This is a genomic window from Paraburkholderia elongata, from assembly GCF_013177735.1.
Classification (GTDB): domain Bacteria; phylum Pseudomonadota; class Gammaproteobacteria; order Burkholderiales; family Burkholderiaceae; genus Paraburkholderia; species Paraburkholderia elongata.
Genome location: NZ_WOEZ01000140.1, coordinates 85,087 through 106,212, shown reverse-complemented (window position 1 = coordinate 106,212; position 21,126 = coordinate 85,087). Strand labels below are relative to the sequence as shown.

Here is a 21,126-nt window from a genome sequence, read left to right as displayed (position 1 = left end):
CAATGGGTGAGCAGAACAACCAGCCGGACGCGCAGTCCGACGCACAGCCGCAACCCTATCAGCACGATGTTATGACCAACGTGGTGCCGATGCAGCGCGATCACCTTGGACGCCCGTTCTGGGAGTCCTACATGTCGCCAGCGGGTTTTCAGGTGCGGGCCGAAGCGCGCGTTCCGCCGCACATGCCCGGTGTCATCATCTTCGTGCATGGCGTCAACTCCGAGGGCGAGTGGTACGACTTCGCAGAAGGGGCCTTGTGTGAAGGGCTAAATATCAGGCTTGGGCGAACTGATGAAACCATGTTGGTACGAAACTCATACACGGATAAGGCGGAAGGGGGCGACCGCGTAGGGCCGCGCCGGATAGAGACATTTAGCAATTCTCCCGTCATCCGTTTCTATTGGGGCTATCGCGGCGACTACGATGACCTGAAACGGTGGAAGGTACCATTGCGCAACCTTGAAGGTGACGATTATTGGGCGCCGGAGTGTCCCATGGATGGTGGTCCGTGGTATTGGGGCGGCGGTGCGTTCCAGAACGGCACCAACAACCTTCAGCAGCTATGGAGCGAAAAGGGTTTCTCGCGCACAGTGTACGGCTTCGACATGCAGCACCTAAATACGGAAGTCGATCGGCAGCTGCAGAGTGCGCCGCCACGCGTCTATTACTCCCATGCGGCGCAACGTCTCGCGAAACTGGTCGATAAAATCCGTAAGGAATACGCACGTGACACCATTACGCTGATGTCGCACAGCCAGGGAACGATGATTGCGATGGCCGCAACCCTCCTCTGCAAGGAGCGCGCACCTGATGCTCTGTTCGTGATGAATTCTCCGTATGCACTTGAGGACAAGCCCACCGATGCGCTGACTTGCGGCGGTGAGCGCCCCACTGGCGAAGCTCGCGTCAATACGTTCCGTGCTGTCGCGAATCGTATCAAGCAGGACAAGCAGGTCTACACCGAAGAGATGATGCAGCAGTTGCATGTCGGTGCATCACAGGGTATGAACTTCTGGCGTCCCGACCTGAAGCTGAATTATGGTGTGCCGGAACGAGACAACCATGGTCGTCTCTACGTCTATTTCACGCCGCATGACCGCGTGATGGGGGCGGCGCTCTTGCAGAGCATCGGCTGGCAGGGTGTGAACGACAAGCTACTCGCAGAACTTGGCGATACCATCAAGCAGCGCATGCTCGCGCGCAGTACGCCGGTTGGCGACGAGCCTGGCGTGCGCAAGTTTGGCACGCTGCCACCGATCCCGGAGGACCAGCTTGTGGCCGAGGCAAAGCCGACCGACTTCTGGAACGGAAATCGTCGGGTCGGTGGCGCACATTTCGGCCTGCCGTATTTATGGGCAGTCCCGAATGCGAACCAGATGGTGACCGTCAATGCTGAGAAAGTGCCGAATCCGCTGACGGCGGACGACATGAGCACATTCGAGAATTCCCGTAAAGATGCACCGGAATATGGCAGGTTTGTCCAGGACATCAATAACCCCAACACGGGGCACTACTTGGATTCTTCGTTTCCGAATTACAGGTCGATCTACCAGCCGGAAAAGTACGTGACCCGCGACGACGTGTACACCCCGACCGGGAAAAGGACCGAGCGGGAGTCGCATGATGAAATGATTGACCGTATTAGCGACTACAAACCCGAACCAACCAATCACAGTGCGCTTCCGTCACATACGGAATTCATGAAGCGGGTAGCGGCTTACGATCTGCCTGTCGGGTTCTGTGATTCCTTCGATGACCGGGAATTCTGGTTCGACCTTATCAAGATGGCAGAGTGGACGAGCGGACACGACACGTATTTCGACTACGGCACGTTCGGCAAGGTAGATAAACCCGGGACTATCGACTGGACCACTGTCGCGGAAAAAGTGAGTGAGGCAGAAGCGAAACGCATTCAATTTGGGGAAAATTATCGTGGTTCGTAAACTCATTGCACTTGCCCTGTCGGCGACTGTCATCGGCTGTGCAGCACAGCAACCGTATTCGTTCACGCTCTCGGATTTCATGAGCGCGAAGTCGCTGCCCTGCGACTCGCCGCCTCAGGTGATCTACCGCATTGATGACCATCGCTTTGTGACGCTGGAGCACTACCGGGACTGCAATCACGGTGAGACGTTCTACAACGACAAAAAGAAAAATATCCGCCAGAGGATCGGCATCGGCTATTTCGAGAACTTCCAGCGGAAGATCATCAATGCCGATCTGAGTGGAAACAATATTGTGCTTCCGCTTGCGTTTCCACAGCGCCTAGTTTGTGGGGACCGTGGCTGTACCGTTGTTCTCTTTTACTCAACCGATGGCGGGGAGAATTTTCATTCAATCGTTTACATGCCGCATAGCTTCAGGCCGTTTGAAGATTCCAAGAAGTACACGGTTACCGCGACAAAAGATGCCCTCTATGTAAGTGAAGGACTCGGTGAGACGACCGATCGAACAGCGACTACCAGATATCCCTTGCTTCCCGGTTTAGTCTACTTCGCAAAGGAGAAGTTGCCTGACGGGATGCATATTGATTTCGATGCTAAAGCTCCGACCGGTCTACATACTCCATCCGGCCAGGACCACATAACCTGTGACGTCTCGATCAAGCCGACCAATCCCGATGCGCCGCTTACGCAGTGATTCACACTCCTGAAGGTCAGCACGCGCCATCTAGGATGCGTCCGTCTTCCAACCTACCCATACAAAAATGAAAAATAGACAAGTCAGCAAGCAGAGTTCAATGAGGATCGCTTTAGCAAAATTATGTGCGACCTTCGCGCTATCTGGCGTTTGTATTCTTCCGCTCGCGAATGCGGGGGAATCGAATGTAACTGTCCTGCCCGACAACGGATTTTTCCCGTTGCGCCTCAGTGCGAACGGCGAGGCGGTCATTGGGCAAATAGACACATCCGACATTTCGACGCCGCAACTGTGGAGCCGTGATCGAGGGTTCGTGAAACTGACGGACGTGGCCATCGACGCACCCGTTCGTGTGGGAGCGCTCAGTGCGGATGGCGCCGTAGTTGCTGGGCAGATGCGTGATAGCGACGATATGATGCCGGACCATCTGTTCCTGTGGACTTCCGGAAAGGGATTCGAGGTCCTTCCTCCATTTAGCCGATACCGCGACGAGCGGATCGACGCTGTACTTGGCATCACGCGTGACGGTAAAACGGTCTACTTCGCCACGCATCAGCAATTCGCCAATAGCTATGGGGAAACAATCAGGTCGTGGAGCGAATCAGGCGGCTACCAAACTGTCTCGCTCGGCAAGCAGTTGTACGGCACCGAGATATTCACAGTGACCGGCGATGGAACTGCATGGCTGGCGACCATTAGAAGTGAGGGAGGAGATAGTATCCTGGCGCGCATAGTAAATGGCGCCGTTATGAAGACCGCGGCGTTACCGGCCGGATTCGATCAGAAGGCCGGTGCGAAACTCGTCACCAATCGCGATGGCTCAGTCGTGATTTTGCAGATGCTCAACAGCATTGTGACCGGCCAGACTGAGGTGAGCAGCCAGGTCTGGGATGGCAACCTTAAACCGGTTGCGCTTCCCGTGCCGCAGGGGTGCAGTAAAGCCCGAGCCAACGTCGCCGATGCAAATGGCGCGATATTCGGTGGCGTATCTTGCGCAACTTCGTCAGGCGACAAGCGTGTGCCCATTCGCTGGACCTCGGCGGGCGATGAAACCGTCGCCGAGTGGTTCAGGCGCTCGGGCGTCGCACTGCCAGATTGGAGCCATGTCTCTATATATGCAGTTAGCGATGACGGCCATACCGTTCTTGGCGAGGGTGATACCAACGGCAAGTTACGCAACTTTATCGCACGCGTCGATTAATCCAGGTCGAGAGATACTATGAAAAATCCGGTACGTGAGGGCGACAAAACCACGCACGGCGGCGTAGTCAAGAATGCTTCGGCTTCGTTCAAGCTCGGAGGGCGGCGCGTCGCGCTTTTGGGCGATATCGTGACCTGCCCGGAGCATGGAGACAACCCGATCACCGAGGACGGTGAAGGCTACAAGGAAGGTGGCCGTAAGTGGGTTGTCGATCAGTGCCGCACACGATGCGGCAGCCTCGTCATTGCGAGCCAGTCAGGGATGAAGAACCGGTCATGAGCACAAAGTGGGAGGAACCGAAGATCGAGGAATACGAGCATAGCGAACCGCCTTCTATCTGGATCAGCGTCGTTGCTTTTGTCGTTATCTATGCGGTCTGCTTTGTCTTGACGGTACTGAACTGGAAGCAGGGTAAGCCGGTTATGTATGCGGAGTTTTTCGTGCGCGTACTACTGGTTCCCCTGATCTTCTGGGGGATGATATGTAGCCTGATCTATTTCGGTTACGAAGACTGGAACGAACGCGTCGATCTTTTTAACAACCTGTGCCGCAGGACGTATGCACACTGGCGCTGGTGGGCGCAGGAATGCGTCGCGATCCTTGGTCGCGTAACGCTGGCACCGGAGAAGGAATTGGCAGAGCGCATGCTCGGGCTCGAAGGCAGCGTGCCCATGAATGCCGGGAAAATCCTGCCGCTTGCGATAGAGAAAAGCAATTCGGCGTCGCGTGTCCAGCAGGTGCTGGAACAACTGGTGACGCCGTTTGCGTCATATCTGTCTGCCTACGTGGGACGCCATACGTTCAATATCGTCGTGCAGTCGGAACGCGAAGAAGACCTCAATGATCTTCGTGCGCTGTTGCGCAGGCTGTCACCGCGCGATTTCGGTTCCATGAAGATAGCAAGGGTTCCGAAGGCACTGGACATGGGACTGGTCGAGGAATGGCTATCCAATAACGGGATGCCGGGCTTCTGTCTGGTACTCGCATATCACCTTCACGCGACTGGACAGGAGCCTACCTGTTCCGAAGCGGCAGTTGCACTGCTCTTTGCGTCGAGTACCGTCATCGACGACAGCAAGGGCAGGCTCAAACCGGAGGCGTGGGTGTTCCGGCCCATTCCCGCAGCGATGGATACGATTTTCGACAGGCTCAAGACCTTGCTGGCGGCACGGCAGACGCCGAACGAGCGTATCAAGCATCTGTGGCTCAGCAATATACCGGGCCAAGGAAAGCATGCCACGGAAACAGCGGTGAAGGATACCGAACTGAACCTCGAAGTACACGACCTGGATACCGCCATCGGCGTGCCAGGTCCGGTCAATACTCTACTCGTCCAGGCGCTTGCGGCGCAGATGGTGCAGCACGGCCAGGGAACGCAACTGGTCGCGACCCCGCACAAGGGAGGAGTCGTGCCGAATCTCATCGGGACCAATATCGAACCGGTTCAAGGTGTCGAAGAGCGAATTCCGACCCCGTTGAATGTCTGCTTCACGCTACTGGCAGGCGGCGTGTTCCTCCTGCTTCTGCTTGTATTCATCGACGCGCAGCTTTCCGCAGGTTACTTCGTTGCGCTGTTTGTGAGCTTCCCCGTGATACTGGTCGCGCAGGCGTTCGTTTCCCTGGTAAGACGCAACCAGGTCGCCGATGACTTTTACCGCCGGTTGCCATGGTAAGTTCGCACCCTTCCGGCACAGGAGAAACATGAAAGAACGTCGCCCACACCCTGCAATCAATTCATGGGAGAGGTACCAGCGCAGGGAAGCCAGGAAAGAAGCATGGCGCTACTGGTCACGGACCCTCTGGCGTGTCTACCGCTGGCTGCTGCTGAGCATGTTGTCTCCGGCGATCATGATCGCAATGGGGATGGCTTTCGACGGCGAGCCTGGCAGTAAGGCTACCGTGTGGATAGGGGGCGTCGTGCTGGCTTTCGTACCTTGTTGGGGCATCTGGACTTTCGTTCCGATCTGGCGTGACCATGTTGCCATGCGACTGTATTTCGAGGACATTGCGGACGGCGCCTGCCCGGATCGGGGCTGGCAGATTTCACGCGCGAATGGCTTGAAGTGGTACAGAAAGCAGGGTTCGCCGTGGTGGATCAGCGCAAAGCGCGAGCGTCCGTGGGCGCATCCTGGCGATGCGATTGCGCGCCTGGAAGGTCGGGAGCCGCCGCTCCGCCAGCGACCGAAATGGTAACGCTCCAGCACTTCTCTAACCCCGAGTCTGGGTAGTGGCATTTCATACCCCGTGTCTTGGGAGAGTCCCCACGGCGCCCGACAGTCTCGCCGAGGATGACGCCCTGAAGGTCTGTTTCCGTATCGACCAGACGGGTGCGCTGGAATTTGCTGCCTCACGAGGTACGGCTCACGCAGACGGCGCCCGGGCGCTAACCATCCAGCAGGCCGCGGTGTAGCGAACTTCGATGCCGTGCACATAGGGATCAAAGGCGGCGCGGACTCTTTCGATCACTTGCGCGCGGGTCCGCTCGTCCGCGTTTTGAAGGACCAGACCGACGGGGCCAAGCCGGGTGAAGTAGCCGGCCAATTCCTTCTCGGCCAGCGTGCAGTCCACATCGAGCGGCCGGATGTCGATCTCGGCCCAACCGCTTTCTTCCAGGATGGACGACACGTGGCGCCGGTCCGCGAAGGCGAACTGTCCAGGCGCGCCCGGCCGGCGGGCGGGCAGATTCGGCAGCAGCGGTGCGGCGGCGCGCTCGGCGGTGGTCATGAACGGATTGTCCGCTGCACTCCGCCAGACGATGCAGCATAGTTCGGCGCCGTCGCTGGCGGCGCGCCGCAGGTTCGCGAAGGCCGCGACGGAATCATCGAAGAACATGACGCCGAAGCGTGACATGATCCTGTCGAAGCTCGCCGGCGCGAAGGCGTAGGTCTGCGCGTCGGCACAGATGAAGCTTGCCGTCGAGCCCTCCCGTTCGGCGCGCGTCTGGGCGACGGCGATCATCGGAGCTGAAATGTCGGCGCCGACGCAATGGCCCTTCGCACCGAGCCGCCGCGCCGCGGCCAGTGTCGTGCTGCCTGTGCCGCAGCCGATGTCGAGCACCCGCTGCCCGGACCCGGCGCACATCGTGTCGACGATGAGGTTTTCGAAGGGTTTGAACATCTCGTCGAGCACCGACTGTGCCGCCACCCAGGCGCGTCCGGCGCTGCCATTCCAGAGCGCCGCCTGCTCGTTGGCGGTCTGATGCGTGGTATCCATGGTCGTTGTCCTGTGTGTGTCCCCGGGAGCGGAAGCTACACTATGCAACTTCAAGCCGACTTGAGGTCAAGGGGTGATCAAGCTAGACATCGCCGAAGTGGCGCAGCGATCCAGCATTCCGGCATCGACGCTGCGGTTCTACGAGGAAAAGGGGCTGATTGCGTCCGCCGGCAGGCGAGGCCTGCGCCGCCTGTTCGATGCGGACGTGCTGGATCGCCTGGCACTGATAGCGCTAGGGCGCGCCGCCGGCTTCTCGCTCGATGAGATCGCGCTGATGTTCGCGGCGGAGGGACCGCCGCGCATCGACCGGCAGATGCTCGTGGCCAAGGCGGACGAACTGGACACGACGATCCGCAAACTGAGCATCATGCGCGACGGCCTACGGCACGCCGCTGCCTGCCCCGCACCGAGCCACATGGAGTGCCCCACCTTCCGTCGCATCCTGCAAGCCGCCGCATCTGGCGCGATTGGAGGCGCGCGAAAAAAGAGCGCTCCGCAATCATCGTTGAACGACTCCTCTGCGCGAGTACCCAATCGGACCAGGAGATAGAACGGGGTCGAACGTCGTATCGGGTAGAGTCGCGCATATTCTCTTGCGACCGCGCGTCTAACGTCCGAACCTTCGCGATGTATTCGATCGAACCTATTGCGTTACCTCATGACGGCCCGTCCGACGTTTCGTTGTGGCGAGTCGATTTAGCTTTCGACGCGTCACTGGACAACGCCGCATTCGCGCAACTCAGCGACGAAGAACGCGCGAGAGCTCAAAGCTTTCGCCGTCACGAAGACGCGCTGCGTTTTGCGACGGTGCGCGTGGCATTGCGCGAGCAACTCGCGCGATATCTCGGCATTACGGCACACGCCGTCCGCTTGACGCTCGATGCAAATCGCCGCCCCCGTCTCGCCGATTCCGATGCGTACGATTTCAACGTCTCCCATGCGGGTTGGCATGGACTGATCGCAATGTCGCCGTGCCGGCGCGTCGGCGTCACAGCGATAAATTCGATTGGCATTCGATCGCATCGTTGACACTCGATGCCAGCGAGGCGGCGTGGATCGAGCGGCTAGATGTCACGCAGCAGATCGGTGCGTTTTACGACGCATGGGTCGCCAAAGAAGCGCTCGTGAAAACGACGGGTGTGGGCATCACACGCGGCTTGCAGCATCTGACGGTGCTGCCGCGTGACAGCGCCGAGGTGACACTACGCAACGAGGTTCCGGATGACATGCGCGAGATTGCTGCGCGCTGGATCGCGGCGCCAGAAGGCTATTCCGCATGCCTGGCGTGGTCGACGAAAACGTTCGCGCGATAGAAGGCGTGCGTGGCGGCTCAGGCATCTACTTGCTTGATTCGCCAAACACCAAAGCCTTCGGCCATCCAACGGCATACGCTCGGATCCTCAATGCATATACGTGACGCGGCGCGCTTGCACGTCGAGTTCGACACCGGCGTCGAGCAGATCGATGGCGAACCAACGGATCAGCTTCAACACACCGCTGACAGCCGGCGCAGGCAGCCATTCGTTCAGCATGCGCAACGCAGCGCCGCTGTGCGTTTTTTGCAGCAGCGCGATGGTTTGCAGAATCACGGCTTCGTCCTTGCCGAGATCGCTGGCGCAGCGGCATCGCATGTCGAGCGGGCGATAGGACACATGCATCAGCGAACGCATCAGCAGATCGAAATGTTCGATGCCGTCTTGCCGCAGGCCCACGCCGCTCAGGATGTCGCGCCAGTGCACGCCGCCGCGCGCCGTTTCACACGCCGGCCGCAGCCACGTGCGCACTGCGCTGAGGACCGTGCGATCGGGCGCGTCGGTGGTATCCGTGACGTGATCGTCGACCAGTTCGGGACGGCTGCTGTATTGAGAGCGGAAGTTCATCGATGCTCCTGAGTGGACACGGTCCAATGGGTCGCGCCGGCCTGATCGGATGAGGGCCGCGTCGCAGGCCAGCGCATGTCGCGTGCGACGGATAGGCGATGACGCAGGGCTTGCGTCAGGGCGTGCTTCAAGTTTTTGCGGGCGGCTGATGGCATGGGTTTCATGATGAGCCAATTTACTCGCAAATGCAAATCATTCGCATTTAGAAAATAAATTGGACAAAGCGTTACACGGTGGGTTGGTGCAGGCGGTGAGCAGCCTGGAAGCCTTGCAGCCGAGTGTCGGGCGTCTGTTCCGCAACTAACGGTCAGCCGCGCAAGGCGACCCCAGATATGATGGCGAAATGCCGCAGCGAGCCTGCCGCATCCTTGTCTACCCACGCTAGCCAATGCCGACAAAAACCCTCGACGCCGCATCGACCGACGCGTCCCGCGAAGCGGCGCAGCGCATGCCCACCTTGATGCTGGCCGCCGGCCTGTCGTTAGGCAGCGCGATCGCACTGGGCCTCGCCCGTTTTGCATACGCGTTGCTGTTACCGTCGATGAAACTCGACCTCGGCTGGAGCTTCGCTCAAGCCGGCGCGATGAATACCGCCAATGCGTTGGGCTATCTGCTGGGCGCGCTTGCTTTTCCGCGGCTCGCGCGCCGCTGGTCGGCCGGTGCGTTGTTCGGCGCCGGCTGCGGGGCCACTGCGCTCCTGATGGCCGTCAGCGGCCTGCTTGCCGACACGCATTCGCTACTCGCGTTGCGCGTGATCACCGGCGCGAGCAGCGCGGCGATTTTCATCAGCGGCGGCGTGCTGGCGGCGCGGCTTGCGTCGGCGAGACCGCACGATGCGGGACTGGTGCTCGGCTTGTATTACGGCGGGACCGGATGGGGCATCGTCGCCTCGTCGGTGCTGGTGCCGTTGACGATTTTCAACGTCGCGCATGGCTGGCAGTTTGCGTGGTTCGCGCTGGCGGCTGCGTGCGCCGTGTTCGCCGCAATCGCCATCGGGGCCGCGAGGAAAATCGAAAGCGCACACGCAACTGGGTCTTCTACCGCACATGCTTCCGGTGCCGCCGACGCGCCGCGTTGGCCGCGTTTCAGTCCCGCGCTGGCAGGCTATGGATTGTTCGGTGTTGGCTATATCGGCTACATGACGTTCATCGTCGCGCTGCTGCGCAACGCGGGCATGAGCGCGGTGGTGGTGACGGGTTTCTACCTGTTGCTCGGCGTGGCGACCGTCGTATCGGCGCGCGTGTGGTCCGGTCTGCTCGACCGCATGCGTGGCGGCCACGCGCTCGCGATACTCAACGCATTGCTCGCGGTGGCGACGCTGCTGCCCGCGTTGTTCACGCAGCCGTGGGTGGCGTTTGTCTCCGGCGTGCTGTTCGGCGCGACGTTTCTCTCGGCTGTCGCGTCGACCACGGCTTTCGTGCGCCACAATTTGCCGGTGAGTCATTGGGCCAAGGGCATCAGCGCATTCACGATCGTGTTTGCGTTCGGACAGATCGTCGGGCCGATGGTGATCGGCTGGGTCTCGGATGGCGCGGGTCTCGCTCGCGGGCTGGTTTATTCCGCGTTGCTGCTGGCGGCCGGCGCGGTGCTGGCGGCTTGCCAGAAGCCGTTAATTTGAATTGTCCTTAGGCATTCCCAGAATACCGGGCGACGTTCTCAAGAACGTACACTCACCGCTTGTTCCCTGCGCTGAGAGAAACCGTGCCTGCCATCACCTGCATCGAAGATTTACGCGTGCTTGCTCAACGGCGTGTGCCGCGCATGTTCTACGACTACGCCGACAGTGGCTCGTGGACCGAAAGTACCTACCGCGCCAATGAAAGCGACTTCCATCGCTTGAAGCTGCGCCAGCGAGTGGCGGTCAACATGGCGGGCCGCAGCACGCGCACTCAGATGATCGGTCAGGAGGCCGCCATGCCGGTGGCGCTCGCGCCGACGGGGTTGACCGGCATGCAGCATGCCGACGGTGAAATCCTTGCTGCACGCGCGGCGGAGAAGTTCGGCGTCCCGTTCACCTTGTCCACGATGAGCATCTGCTCGATCGAGGACGTTGCCGCCCAAACCAGCAAGCCGTTCTGGTTCCAGCTTTATATGATGCGCGACCGCGATTTCATCGTGCGATTGATCGAGCGTGCTCGCGCGGCACGGTGCAGCGCCTTGATGCTGACGCTGGACCTGCAGATCCTCGGCCAACGCCACAAGGACATCAAGAACGGGCTGTCGGCGCCGCCCAAACTGACCCCCGCGAACCTCATCAACCTCGCGACCAAGCCGCGCTGGTGCCTCGGCATGCTCGGCACCCGGCGGCGTACCTTCGGCAACATCGTCGGTCATGCGAAGGGCGTGGGCGATGTCTCGTCCCTGAGTTCGTGGACCGCCGAGCAGTTCGATCCGGCGCTGAGCTGGGCAGACGTCGAGTGGGTCAAGAAGCTGTGGGGCGGCAAACTCATTCTGAAAGGCATCATGGATGTCGAAGATGCACGCCTTGCCGCCGACAGCGGCGCTGACGCGTTGATCGTCTCCAACCATGGCGGCCGTCAACTCGACGGTGCGCCCTCTTCGATCTCGGCGCTCCCCGAGATCGCACGCGAGGTCGGCTCGCGCATCGAAGTGTGGATGGATGGCGGTATCCGCAGCGGACAGGACGTGCTGAAAGCCGTTGCGCTCGGCGCGAAAGGCACGCTGATCGGCCGCAGCTTCCTCTATGGCCTGGGTGCAATGGGAGAGGCGGGTGTCACGCAGTGCCTGCAGATTATCCAGAAGGAACTGGACCTCACCATGGCCTTTTGCGGGCACACCGACATCCGTCAGGTGGATGAGCGGATCCTGCTGCCTGACAGGCGTTGAAGGCAGGCGCGTGGCGCGACACCAGGCGGTTGGCGGTGTTCAGCCAGATGTTCGGCGTATGCCGTTCGCCACCTCTTCTTTCGGCCCGCAGTCTTCCAACGCGTGCAGAAACGTCGAACTCCACCAGTGCACGTCGAACTTGCGGATCCGGTTGAGAAGCGCTTCATGCCGGTTGATCCGCTCATCGAGCGACATCGTTAGCGCCTGCTGAATGGCCTGCGCCGTACCTTGCGTGTCGTAGGGATTGACCAGCAGCGCTTCCTTCAATTGCTCTGCGGCTCCGGCAAAACGCGAGAGCACCAGCATGCCCGGGTCGGCAGAGTCCTGTGCGGCGATGAATTCCTTCGCGACCAGATTCATGCCGTCCCGCAAGGGCGTGACGAGCGCCACTCGACTCGCGCGATAGAGACCCGGCAGGCGCTTACGGGCTACGTTCCGATGAATGTAGCGCACCGGCATCCAGTCCAGCTCACCGAAGTCGCCATTGATCGCGCCGCACAGGCTATCCATCTGACGCCGCAGATCGTCGTAGGCCCCGACGTCCTCGCGGCTAGGGGAAGCGATCTGGATCAGCGTCGCGCTATCGCGGTTTTCCGGGTAGTAGGTCAGCAGTTCGCGGAAAGCATGGACGCGTTGCGGCAGCCCCTTTGAGTAGTCCAGCCGGTCGACGCCCACCAACAAACGCCGCCGCGAATACTCATCGCGCATCCGGACAAACATGTCGCGCCCTTCCTTCGAGTCGGCAAGGCGAATGAAGTCGTCGACGTCGATGCCGATGGGATAGGCGCCGACCCGCAGCGTTCGATTGAACGCCCGAAGGCGATCCGGACTCAACCGTTGCGCCTGCGCTTCCGATTCAACGTAGTGAGAAAAATGCGTCAGGTCGGCTTCGCTCTGGAAGCCCACCAGATCGTATGCAAAGAGCGAGCGCATCAGCCATTCGTGTTCCGGGATCGCTGCCATGATCAGCGGCGGCGGCATCGGAATATGCAGGAAGAAGCCAATGCGGTTGGTGCATCCCATGGCGCGCAACTCGGCCGCGAGCGGGATCAGTTGGTAATCGTGAACCCAGATGAGGTCGTCCGGCTTCAAGAGCGGTAGCAACTTGTGCGCGAATAACCGGTTGACCCTGCGATAGCCCGCTGCGAATCGCGTGTCGAAATTGGCCAGGTCCAGCCGGTAGTGGAATACCGGCCACAAGACATCGTTGGCGTAACCCAGGTAATACGTGTCGTGATCTTCGCGGCTCAGATCGAGCGTCGCAAGCGTGACGTTGCCGGCCGTTTGGACATGAACTTCCCCCTGGCCGGATTGTGTGCCATCCGCGGCTTCCCGGATTTTGCCGCTCCAACCGAACCAAAGGCCGCCAGTCTGTTGCAGGCTTTCTCGTACCGCTACGGCGAGTCCGCCGGCTGCAGGCTTGCGAGGGTCGGCAGTGCGATTTGAAACGACGACGAGACGACTCATGAGGTCCTTGTGCTGTTGCGTTCGCACTTGCGATATCCGGCGCGGCCAGCCGTGCCGGACAAGGATCGCTTCCTGATCGAAGCAGTTTACTATGCCGTCAGCACATCTACCGCCTCGCCTGTGCGCCGGCCCGTGCAAGTTAACGATTTCTTCATATTGCGTCGATAGTGATTTCCGCAGTCCGACTGCAACATGAGGCAAGCGCTACGAACGAGACGCCGCGCGCGAAGTCGTTCGAAACCGCCATTGCGGCCAACCGTCTGTTGACCGTGTCCGCATTACCTTGCTGGAGTCAGTCAACATGAAAACACTTCGACTCGTGGCGACGTGCGCCGTCGCCCTCTCTCTTGGACAAGCGTGGGCGCAAGACAACCCAGTGCAGTCTGCAACACCACCTGCCGCTCAGGACGTCGGCGGCACAATCAGCTCGTCAACGGGCGAAGCGGGATCCGCAGCGAAGCTCTCGCGACAACAGGTTTACCAGGACCTCATTCGTTCACAGCAAAGCGGAGAACAAAGCCGCCTGTGGAGAGACCTCTACCACGGCCAATGAAGAACCGGCGCCCTGCGCCGCCAGTCGGCCTTCACGTCGAAGGACGTAATACGCGCAACGTATGACGGTGCAAGTGGAGGCCCAACGGTACCAAGTCGACAAGCCGCATGCATAGGCTACTTCCGGGCTTTGCCACGACCGCCCGATCAGTAACCAACACGCTTTTCGACTTTCCGGAACCGTCCCATCGACCGATAGTGCTGGAACCATGGGTTAGTGCGCAGTTCACATAATCGCGGCGAGCGCTCGGCAACCGCGGCCTCGAGCCATTGAAACATCTGGTCCGGTTGTGCGAGGCGTGCGTACAATTCCGCAAACAGGAGCGGCGATGTATAGCGCTTTCGGCTCCTTGCCTGTAAATCCTGCAGATACCACTGCAGAACCCTCTGATAGCCACCAGAGTCCCAGATCGCTCGAATGGACGCCGCTCGCGCAAACTCGCTGCACCGTGTCAACGCATCGACGGTCGCTTCGATCGCCTCTTCATACCGCCCCTGGACTTCGAATGCAGTAGCCAGCAACTGGTAGATCAACGGCGATCTATTCCCGTGCCCGGTTTCGAGATACTCGCGGATCACCTCTTCGTATCGTCCCGACTGTATGAGACCGAATACGCGCGAACCTTCGCACCCCAGTGGGTCCACACTTTCGGCGAGCTCGAACTGCGCCCTTCCCTCCGCTTCTCGCCCGAGCACCAGCAGAAGTCGTCCGTACAGGCGGCTGGTTTCCGCATGGCTCGGGTTGAGCCGCAATGCCTTCAGAAACTCGGCTTCCGCACGGTGCCAGTCCCAGTCGTAGAAGTAGTGCACACCGGCAAGCGCCTGGTGAGCCTCCGGAATATTCGCGTCGAGCTCCAGGGCGTAAAGTGCCGATTCGCGTGCTTTGGGGTAGCCCTGCGACGGCGCGTAGAACCCATGCGTTGCGGTCGAGCCGAAGATATTCGACAAGCCGACGTAGCCGAGCGCGTAGGTCGGGTCCCGATCGACAGCACTTTCGAAATAGCTCCGCGCGCGAACGAAGTCCTCGTCATTTAACGCATGATGCGCGGCGAACCCCGCATCGAAATGAACGCGTCGAGTCCAGTAGTATCGGCCACGCAGGTAGGCATCGTGCGCCACCGGATCGACCGGCAGACGCCTTGCGAGCATGTGTTGCTGTTGTTGCGCGAGCGCCGGCGATACTTCCTGAGCAAGGGCGGTTCCGACCTCTTTCTGGATATCCAGTGCGCCTCGTGTCATCGGTTCGTGCGCACGGCTCCAGATCTGCACCTGATCGACACAGCGGATCAGTTGCGCCAGGATGCGAACCATTCCTGCGTCCCGCGTCAGCGAACCTTCCAGCACGTAGTCGACGGACAGCTCGTGCGCGATCTCCGCGATGCTCTTATTCACCCGCCGGTACCGGGCGGCCGTTGTCCTGGCAATGACGAGAATCCGCTCGGGATTGAGCACCCCGATGTTGGCGGAGGTCTCGTCTGCAAGCGCGTCGCAGAGACTGTCTTCGCTTGAGTCACCGGTCTTGTTTTCGAAGGGCAGGACCAGCACGCGAACCGCTTCCGCGGGAATATGCAAAGGCTCTTCGGAGAACGTCCGTGTGCCGTTCAGGCGATACCCCTTCCCCTTGACTGTAGTCAGATGCAATGGGTGATCGGGATTTTCATCTAGCGCAATCCGGATTTTTCTAATTGCGGTATTGATGCTGTTGTCCGTTTCGCGAAAAGCGTTACCTCCCCATAGCGCCCTGACGATGTCTGCACGCGTCACGAGTTGTCCGTCGCGGGACGCCATCAGGATCAGCAACTCCATCGGCAGACGCTCAAGAGGGATCTGCTGTCCAGCCCGACGCAATTCGTAGCGCTGGATATCGAGTTCGGTGTCTCCAATCCTGACGAACTCCTGGGGATTCATTTGCGCTCCTGCAACAGCGACTCATTGCCCATTTTGACGCTTACGGCCTCCTGGCGGTGACGCTTCATTCGGAACGACGCAACGAATGCGAATGTCGCGCAAAGCACCATGACAAGCGCGGGTGCAAATGTCCAGTTCGTTGTGGATGCAAGAATGCTTGCGGCGAGCGGCGCTATTGCCATCGGCGCGGCCAGACCGACATTCATGGCGGTGGCGAGGCCGCTGAATCGCACGTCGACGGGAAACATCTCCGCAATCGCACACGCGTAGGTTCCATTTGCAAACGAAGCGACGACACCAGCCATCAGAAACAGCAGGGGCAAGCTGGCCTGATGACGGGTCACCGCAACGTAAAAGAAAGGGGCGAACAGCGCTGACAGTACGGCCCCCGACATGAAGACATAACGTCGCGACAGCAGATCGCCGAAGTACGCTGTGACGAGGATGCAGCCCGAGATGGCGGCTACATACAGCGTCTGGGCGCTGGCAATCTTCCGCGGGTCATAGTGCAGCGTCTGAAGATAGGCTGGCATGTGCGCCACGAAGAGACCACTGGACGCCCCCACCAGTGACGCCGCAGCGACGCCCGTCAGCACGGACGCGGCATGCTTGCTGAACAGAACAGCGAGCGGCTCCCGGTGCCGGGCGCTAACTCTCCTCGCATATTCGTCGGTTTCCGCCAACGTGCGCCGCACAGCGAAACTCAGCAGACCTAGAAGACCGCCAACCAGAAAGCCGATCCGCCATCCGAATGCGCGGACCTGTTCTGAAGTGAAAATCACCTGCACGCCGAGATTGATGCTGATGGCAAGCATCAGCGCAATATTGACAGCGAGAAACACCATGCCACATAAGATCCCGGGTTTCGCGTGCGCTGTTTCAACGGCATAGATAACCGCCCCCGGCAATTCACCGCCCAGGCACAAACCCTGTGTGAGTCGCAGCAGAACCAGGAGCGTTGGCGCGACAACGCCCAGTGATTCGTATGAAGGAAGTATTCCGATGAACAAGGTCGACACAGCAGCGACCATCGCCGACGAGGCGAAAACAATGCGCCGGCCGTACTTGTCGCCCAGCCGGCCGAGGAAGATGCCGCCCACGAGCCTCGACATGGAACCGACTGCCAGGACCGCGAACGACAGTGTCTCTGCGGGTAGGCCCATTCGTGCCGGAAAAAATTCGCGGCCGATGCTCTGTGCGAAAAATCCGTAGACGGCGAAATCGAATACCTCGAGCGCGCCGCCTGTGCTCGCGACAAAAATCATCCAGCGTTGGCGGGCGCTCAACCGCGCGTTACGGACCGGAAGCGAATCGTCGATCATGCGACCCCTGATGTCGGTAAGCGCCGCCGTTGTCAACGTTTGACAGTCGTGCGTTAAAACCCAGCGTTTGCGGGCATACCTGGCGGTAGTCGATCAAACGGGCATTCATCGCCCGGACGCGAAGGGGCCGCGCCCTCAGTTAATCATTCGCTCCATGAACAAATTGATGTGGAGTAGATATCAGCTCTTTCTCGACGTCTTGGCGACAAATGGCGTCGGTACATGCTGACACGTTTCGCTTCCGCATTTCGGGCAACGCGGATGGGCGGTCTCATGTTCAGCGAGATGTTCTGCGTGCTCGAACAACTCGCCACACTTCTCGCAACGATATTGGTACGTCGGCATCGCTTTCCTCCAAAACGAATCCCACCTGCGCTGGCCAGATACGATTCGCCAGCACGATCCAGCACTGTGAAAATCAATTCTAGTGCAGCAAATGCGCAGTCATGCGTCTTATCTCGCGCAATGCTCACTGGCTACGACGACGCCACCCGCGACCCGCGCTTCCGCTGACGGCTGGTTCGTACTAGGCTTGATTGTGGAAGGCAGTCGCCGGCTGGCGAAACGTAACGAACCGAGATCCGCTGACGAAAGCAGCCTCCCCCCGGTGTTCCCGGCGCCACAGAGCGAGGTCCGATATGCAAATGCTTACGGTAACAATCGTCAAACCCGAAGCGACGAACTTCATCCTGGGGCAAACCCACTTCATCAAGTCTGTCGAGGATCTGCACGAGGCCATGGTGGGTACCGTGCCGGGTATCAAGTTTGGTTTGGCCTTCTGTGAAGCGTCGGGTAATCGCCTCGTGCGCCGGTCCGGTACCGACGCCGACCTGATCGAGTTGGCGTGCCAGAATGCCATGGCCATTGCTGCGGGCCACTGCTTCGTGATCTTTCTGGGCGATGGCTTTTACCCGGTCAATGTTCTGAACGCGATAAAGGCTGTGCCCGAGGTATGCCGGATTTTCTGCGCGACGGCGAATCCCACGCAGATTCTGGTGGCCGAGACAGACCAGGGGCGCGGCATCCTGGGTGTGGTTGACGGGTTCCCGCCGCTCGGCGTGGAAAACGAGGAGGGCGTTCAATGGCGCAAGGATCTGTTACGTGCTATCGGTTACAAAGCGTAGGGGCGGGTCTGCCTGACCCATGGAACATCCGCGTCTCCAGCCCGGCACCCTTTGGCCGGCCATCCTCCGCCAGACTGAGCATGCGCTGAGTTGTGGTGCACTGCGACAGATCGAGACAATCCAGACGCTGATCGAAGACCGTGGCGTACGCTTCCTTGTCCGCCAGGTCTCAAGCCTCGCTCGCAAGGAGGAAACGCGACAGGCGCCTGAAGAGAGGGCCAAAACGCGCAGCGCGGTCAGTCCGTTCCTTCCTTATGATCCGAACCTCTTTGTGTCCGATATATCGGACACTCACGTCGCCTTGCTCAACAAGTTCAACGTCATCGACCATCATCTCCTGATCGTCACCCGTCGCTTTGAATCACAGGACACGCTGCTCGATCTCGCGGACTTTGCTGCATTGATTGCCTGCATGGCCGAGTTCGACGGACTGGGTTTCTACAATGGCGGCGCGGAGGCCGGCGCGAGTCAACACCACAAGCATCTGCAGATCGTGCCGCTGCCGCTCGGAGAATCAGGTCCGCCGCTCCCCATTGAATCCGTTCTTGAGTCCGCGTGCATGGAGGGTCCGATTGGCACGGTACCCGGTCTGGCTTTCAGGCACGCGTTCGCTCATCTGGAACTAGGTCCTGCCGCCTCAAGGCACGCCGCACACGCCGCGTTCGATTGCTATCACGCGTTGCTCGAAGCAGTTGGCCTGCGATCGATCGACGTGAATGGCGAGCTGCACCAGTCGGCACCGTACAACCTGCTTGTCACCCGTCGATGGATGCTGCTCGTGCCAAGGTCTTCGGAACGCGTCGAGGGCATTTCGGTGAATGCGTTGGGGTTTGCGGGATCGCTCTTCGTGCGAGACGCAGCACAGATGCAAGTTATCAAGAGGCTCGGTCCGACGACTGTGCTGCAACGCGTCGCGGTCCCCGTCCCCGTCGCCATGGGGAAATAGGACTTATCAGATGTATTCGAACGCATTCGGGGCTGCCGATTTCGAGAACGCCCGTGCAGAATAGGCCGTGCGAAACAGGCCGTGTGAACCAGGTAGGGATTAATGAGCAACGGCAGGTGCTATTTTTCTGGTCACCTAATATATAGGCATGGTTTTGACCTCAAAGGAGGTTGCCATGACTCAATCGATGATGAGTTTTGTAGTAGGAATCGTCGTGGTGCTATGCCTCGTAATATTTACAGCGGCGCGCTACAGGCGAGAACACAAGGATGATCAGCCGATTGCTCGCTGGCTGCACGCGCATCCGATCAAGGACTGGCTGCACCATAAGCACTAAAGACGTGGGCGTTCCGTTGCGCGACAGGTAAGCCGGCGCGGCGACTACGCCCCGTTCTTCTCCTCTGCAAACCGAACTAGATCGCTATCGATGGAATGCTCTTCATGCATCGGAGGGCAAACATCGAGCGGCTATGGCGGATGCCCGCGATCTTATAGAGCTTCTCGCGCAGAAACCGCTCGTAGCCCGCCGTACCGTCGACCGCCACTTTGACCAGATAGTCGTAATCGCCCGACACCAGATATGCTTCCAGCACTTCAGTCAGCGTTGCCAGTTCGGCGCCGAAGCGGGCGAGGGCGTCGTCGTCGTGACGGTCTAGCGTGACTTCGAGCAGCACCACGTCGGCGAAACCGAGCTTCTGCTGATCGAGCAACGCGACGTAGCCGCGGATGTACCCCTCCGTTTCCAATTGACGCGTGCGATTCCAGCACGCCGTGGTCGACATGCCGACCAGTTCGGCTAGTTCGGCGTTGCTCAGGCGCGCGTTCTTCTGCAACTCGCGCATGATCTTCCGATCCTGATTGTCCAGTGGGCGATTTCGGGTGGTCACGGCATTCTCGGAAGTTTATTCAGATAAATACCATTCTAACGGAAGATCGTCCTGCAGCCGGCGGGTGGGTGCATTGCTTTAGGAAGCATATCCAGCCTGCGCCCGGGTATATTTTCAGGGTGCATTCATGCCCGGGACAACCGTCCGGGCCGCCGGCCCCAAGCCTGCGGTCCTGCGCGGCCACAAGCTGCCATCCGGTGTCTCGCTGCCTTCACAGGAAGGCTGCACGCGGGCGAATTCCGGCATCACCAGTGCCGGAAGACGCGCTCGCCGGGCATGGAGCACTTTCTTGCGAGGCAGATGACGGATCGCGTTCAGCCAGGTTTGGTCCGCGCTCTGACCGCGCTTTGTACCGCGACATTGCGATAGACGTCGCGACAGAATTGCATGCTGCCTTCATGCGTGCCGTTGACGGCCGCCGCTATATGCACCGCACTTTCAACACGTTCAGGCACTGGCGGATTGACGAGGGCGGCGTCGATGGCGAGTGGATCGGTAGACGAGGCCCGCATGATGCCGATGCCCTTGATCGTCACAGCGAGGCAGGGGTCCGGCACTTGCGGACCATGAGTGGCGGTGACGTTGAAATTGATGTTCAGCGTCCAGAAGCCCTCATGAATGTTCTGGTGAATGATCACTGCCTTCACCACATCCTGATGTGACAGCGTGTATTCATGGTTTGCCATCGGTCCCTCCTTGCTCGTACGCAGCCTGTGCGTGCGTGTGCAGATATGGCATTTTGCGCGGGCTAGGGGAGCTAGTTTTACGCACCGTTTTGTACAGCGCAAGCGAAAAGGCAAGTGTTTCGGCCGCGTAAAAGTACTTCTCCACTCTCCTCTCTTCAGACCCTCACCGCGCCGCACCACTCCCACTTCCGATCACTCGATCGATCGAGGCCGTTACGGGCGACGTTACGTAACGGGCGCGTTACCGAACACGCTTTCCCGTCTTTTTTGCCGGCCCCTCGAGCCGCAGCATCGGAACAAAAAATTCATATCCGACAAGGGTTTGCCCGATGTGCGCTGATCAATTATTAAAGAAATCTGAAGATTGGCATGCTTGCTGCTTTAAAGGTTGCGCGGTGCACAACACAGACAAGACAAGCAGTAAGTGAAGGTGAAGTTCGAATCAGCGGCTGG

Annotated in this window: 22 protein-coding genes; 14 read left to right on the top strand and 8 right to left on the bottom strand. The window is 59.7% G+C overall.

Going from position 1 to position 21,126, the window contains the following annotated elements:
- Positions 1 to 2: 2 nt before the first annotated feature.
- The 6 genes from GNZ13_RS25955 (at position 3) to GNZ13_RS25930 (ending at position 6,034) form a co-directional block, all read left to right on the top strand.
- The gene (locus GNZ13_RS25955; RefSeq protein ID WP_172169764.1) at positions 3 to 1,943 is read left to right on the top strand and encodes a T6SS effector phospholipase Tle3 domain-containing protein; all 1,941 of its coding nucleotides are present in this window, start codon (positions 3 to 5) and stop codon (positions 1,941 to 1,943) included.
- Positions 1,933 to 2,640: a T6SS immunity protein Tli3 family protein gene (locus GNZ13_RS25950; RefSeq protein WP_328807290.1), complete on the top strand. Its 708-nt coding sequence runs from the start codon at positions 1,933 to 1,935 to the stop codon at positions 2,638 to 2,640. The genes GNZ13_RS25955 and GNZ13_RS25950 overlap by 11 nt, the downstream gene beginning before the upstream one ends.
- 67 nt (positions 2,641 to 2,707) lie before the next feature.
- A complete protein-coding gene (locus GNZ13_RS25945; RefSeq protein ID WP_172169761.1) occupies positions 2,708 to 3,841 on the top strand; it encodes a hypothetical protein in 1,134 nt (377 codons plus the stop codon).
- Positions 3,842 to 3,859: 18 nt separating this feature from the next.
- On the top strand, positions 3,860 to 4,120 hold the full coding sequence (locus tag GNZ13_RS25940; RefSeq protein WP_172169758.1) for a PAAR domain-containing protein: 261 nt from the start codon (positions 3,860 to 3,862) through the stop codon (positions 4,118 to 4,120).
- Positions 4,117 to 5,514, top strand: a complete 1,398-nt coding sequence (locus tag GNZ13_RS25935) for a hypothetical protein (protein ID WP_172169755.1) — start codon at positions 4,117 to 4,119, stop codon at positions 5,512 to 5,514. The genes GNZ13_RS25940 and GNZ13_RS25935 overlap by 4 nt, the downstream gene beginning before the upstream one ends.
- Before the next feature lie 28 nt (positions 5,515 to 5,542).
- Positions 5,543 to 6,034, top strand: coding sequence for a hypothetical protein (locus GNZ13_RS25930; RefSeq protein ID WP_172169752.1), 492 nt, complete (start codon positions 5,543 to 5,545; stop codon positions 6,032 to 6,034).
- Between the two features lie 168 nt (positions 6,035 to 6,202).
- Here GNZ13_RS25930 and GNZ13_RS25925 read toward each other — a convergent pair whose 3' ends face one another.
- Entirely contained in the window at positions 6,203 to 7,054 is an 852-nt protein-coding gene (locus GNZ13_RS25925) for a class I SAM-dependent methyltransferase (protein WP_172169749.1), read from the bottom strand.
- Positions 7,055 to 7,127: 73 nt separating this feature from the next.
- On the opposite strand from GNZ13_RS25925, the gene GNZ13_RS25920 reads away from it, so the two are divergent.
- From GNZ13_RS25920 to GNZ13_RS52690, 3 genes are all read left to right on the top strand, one after another.
- Positions 7,128 to 7,604, top strand: a complete 477-nt coding sequence (locus GNZ13_RS25920; RefSeq protein ID WP_172169746.1) for a helix-turn-helix domain-containing protein — start codon at positions 7,128 to 7,130, stop codon at positions 7,602 to 7,604.
- A gap of 77 nt (positions 7,605 to 7,681) precedes the next feature.
- The gene (locus tag GNZ13_RS52695) at positions 7,682 to 8,083 is read left to right on the top strand and encodes a 4'-phosphopantetheinyl transferase family protein (protein ID WP_236002189.1); all 402 of its coding nucleotides are present in this window, start codon (positions 7,682 to 7,684) and stop codon (positions 8,081 to 8,083) included.
- A complete protein-coding gene (locus GNZ13_RS52690; protein WP_236002188.1) occupies positions 8,080 to 8,367 on the top strand; it encodes a 4'-phosphopantetheinyl transferase superfamily protein in 288 nt (95 codons plus the stop codon). The genes GNZ13_RS52695 and GNZ13_RS52690 overlap by 4 nt, the downstream gene beginning before the upstream one ends.
- Positions 8,368 to 8,454: 87 nt before the next feature.
- Here GNZ13_RS52690 and GNZ13_RS25910 read toward each other — a convergent pair whose 3' ends face one another.
- On the bottom strand, positions 8,455 to 8,934 hold the full coding sequence (locus GNZ13_RS25910; protein ID WP_172169743.1) for a hypothetical protein: 480 nt from the start codon (positions 8,932 to 8,934) through the stop codon (positions 8,455 to 8,457).
- A gap of 388 nt (positions 8,935 to 9,322) precedes the next feature.
- Between GNZ13_RS25910 and GNZ13_RS25905 the strand changes: the two genes are divergently transcribed.
- On the top strand, positions 9,323 to 10,552 hold the full coding sequence (locus GNZ13_RS25905) for a YbfB/YjiJ family MFS transporter (RefSeq protein WP_172169740.1): 1,230 nt from the start codon (positions 9,323 to 9,325) through the stop codon (positions 10,550 to 10,552).
- 83 nt (positions 10,553 to 10,635) lie between these two features.
- Positions 10,636 to 11,781: an alpha-hydroxy acid oxidase gene (locus GNZ13_RS25900; RefSeq protein ID WP_172169737.1), complete on the top strand. Its 1,146-nt coding sequence runs from the start codon at positions 10,636 to 10,638 to the stop codon at positions 11,779 to 11,781.
- A 39-nt stretch (positions 11,782 to 11,820) separates the two neighbouring features.
- Here the strand turns inward: GNZ13_RS25900 and otsA are convergent, their stop codons facing one another.
- The 4 genes from otsA to GNZ13_RS25880 form a co-directional block, all read right to left on the bottom strand.
- On the bottom strand, positions 11,821 to 13,248 hold the full coding sequence (otsA, locus tag GNZ13_RS25895; protein ID WP_172169734.1) for an alpha,alpha-trehalose-phosphate synthase (UDP-forming): 1,428 nt from the start codon (positions 13,246 to 13,248) through the stop codon (positions 11,821 to 11,823).
- A gap of 699 nt (positions 13,249 to 13,947) precedes the next feature.
- Positions 13,948 to 15,708: a winged helix-turn-helix domain-containing protein gene (locus GNZ13_RS25890; RefSeq protein ID WP_172169731.1), complete on the bottom strand. Its 1,761-nt coding sequence runs from the start codon at positions 15,706 to 15,708 to the stop codon at positions 13,948 to 13,950.
- Positions 15,705 to 17,030: an MFS transporter gene (locus GNZ13_RS25885; protein ID WP_172169728.1), complete on the bottom strand. Its 1,326-nt coding sequence runs from the start codon at positions 17,028 to 17,030 to the stop codon at positions 15,705 to 15,707. Before GNZ13_RS25885 ends, GNZ13_RS25890 begins: the two co-directional genes overlap by 4 nt.
- Positions 17,031 to 17,210: 180 nt before the next feature.
- Entirely contained in the window at positions 17,211 to 17,375 is a 165-nt protein-coding gene (locus GNZ13_RS25880; RefSeq protein WP_172169725.1) for an FmdB family zinc ribbon protein, read from the bottom strand.
- Positions 17,376 to 17,668: 293 nt separating this feature from the next.
- Here GNZ13_RS25880 and GNZ13_RS25875 point away from each other — a divergent pair, with 293 nt between their 5' ends.
- From GNZ13_RS25875 to GNZ13_RS25865, 3 genes are all read left to right on the top strand, one after another.
- A complete protein-coding gene (locus GNZ13_RS25875) occupies positions 17,669 to 18,154 on the top strand; it encodes an adenosine-specific kinase (protein WP_063500318.1) in 486 nt (161 codons plus the stop codon).
- 19 nt (positions 18,155 to 18,173) lie between these two features.
- Complete coding sequence (locus tag GNZ13_RS25870; RefSeq protein ID WP_172169722.1) at positions 18,174 to 19,100, top strand: ATP adenylyltransferase family protein; 927 nt, start codon at positions 18,174 to 18,176, stop codon at positions 19,098 to 19,100.
- A 175-nt stretch (positions 19,101 to 19,275) separates the two neighbouring features.
- A complete protein-coding gene (locus GNZ13_RS25865; RefSeq protein WP_172169719.1) occupies positions 19,276 to 19,437 on the top strand; it encodes a hypothetical protein in 162 nt (53 codons plus the stop codon).
- Between the two features lie 76 nt (positions 19,438 to 19,513).
- Here GNZ13_RS25865 and GNZ13_RS25860 read toward each other — a convergent pair whose 3' ends face one another.
- Together GNZ13_RS25860 and GNZ13_RS25855 are read right to left on the bottom strand one after the other, a co-directional pair.
- The gene (locus GNZ13_RS25860) at positions 19,514 to 19,987 is read right to left on the bottom strand and encodes an Lrp/AsnC family transcriptional regulator (RefSeq protein ID WP_154562395.1); all 474 of its coding nucleotides are present in this window, start codon (positions 19,985 to 19,987) and stop codon (positions 19,514 to 19,516) included.
- 314 nt (positions 19,988 to 20,301) lie between these two features.
- Positions 20,302 to 20,673 (bottom strand): hypothetical protein, encoded by a 372-nt coding sequence (locus GNZ13_RS25855; protein WP_172169716.1) that lies wholly within the window; start codon positions 20,671 to 20,673, stop codon positions 20,302 to 20,304.
- Between the last annotated feature and the right edge of the window lie 453 nt (positions 20,674 to 21,126).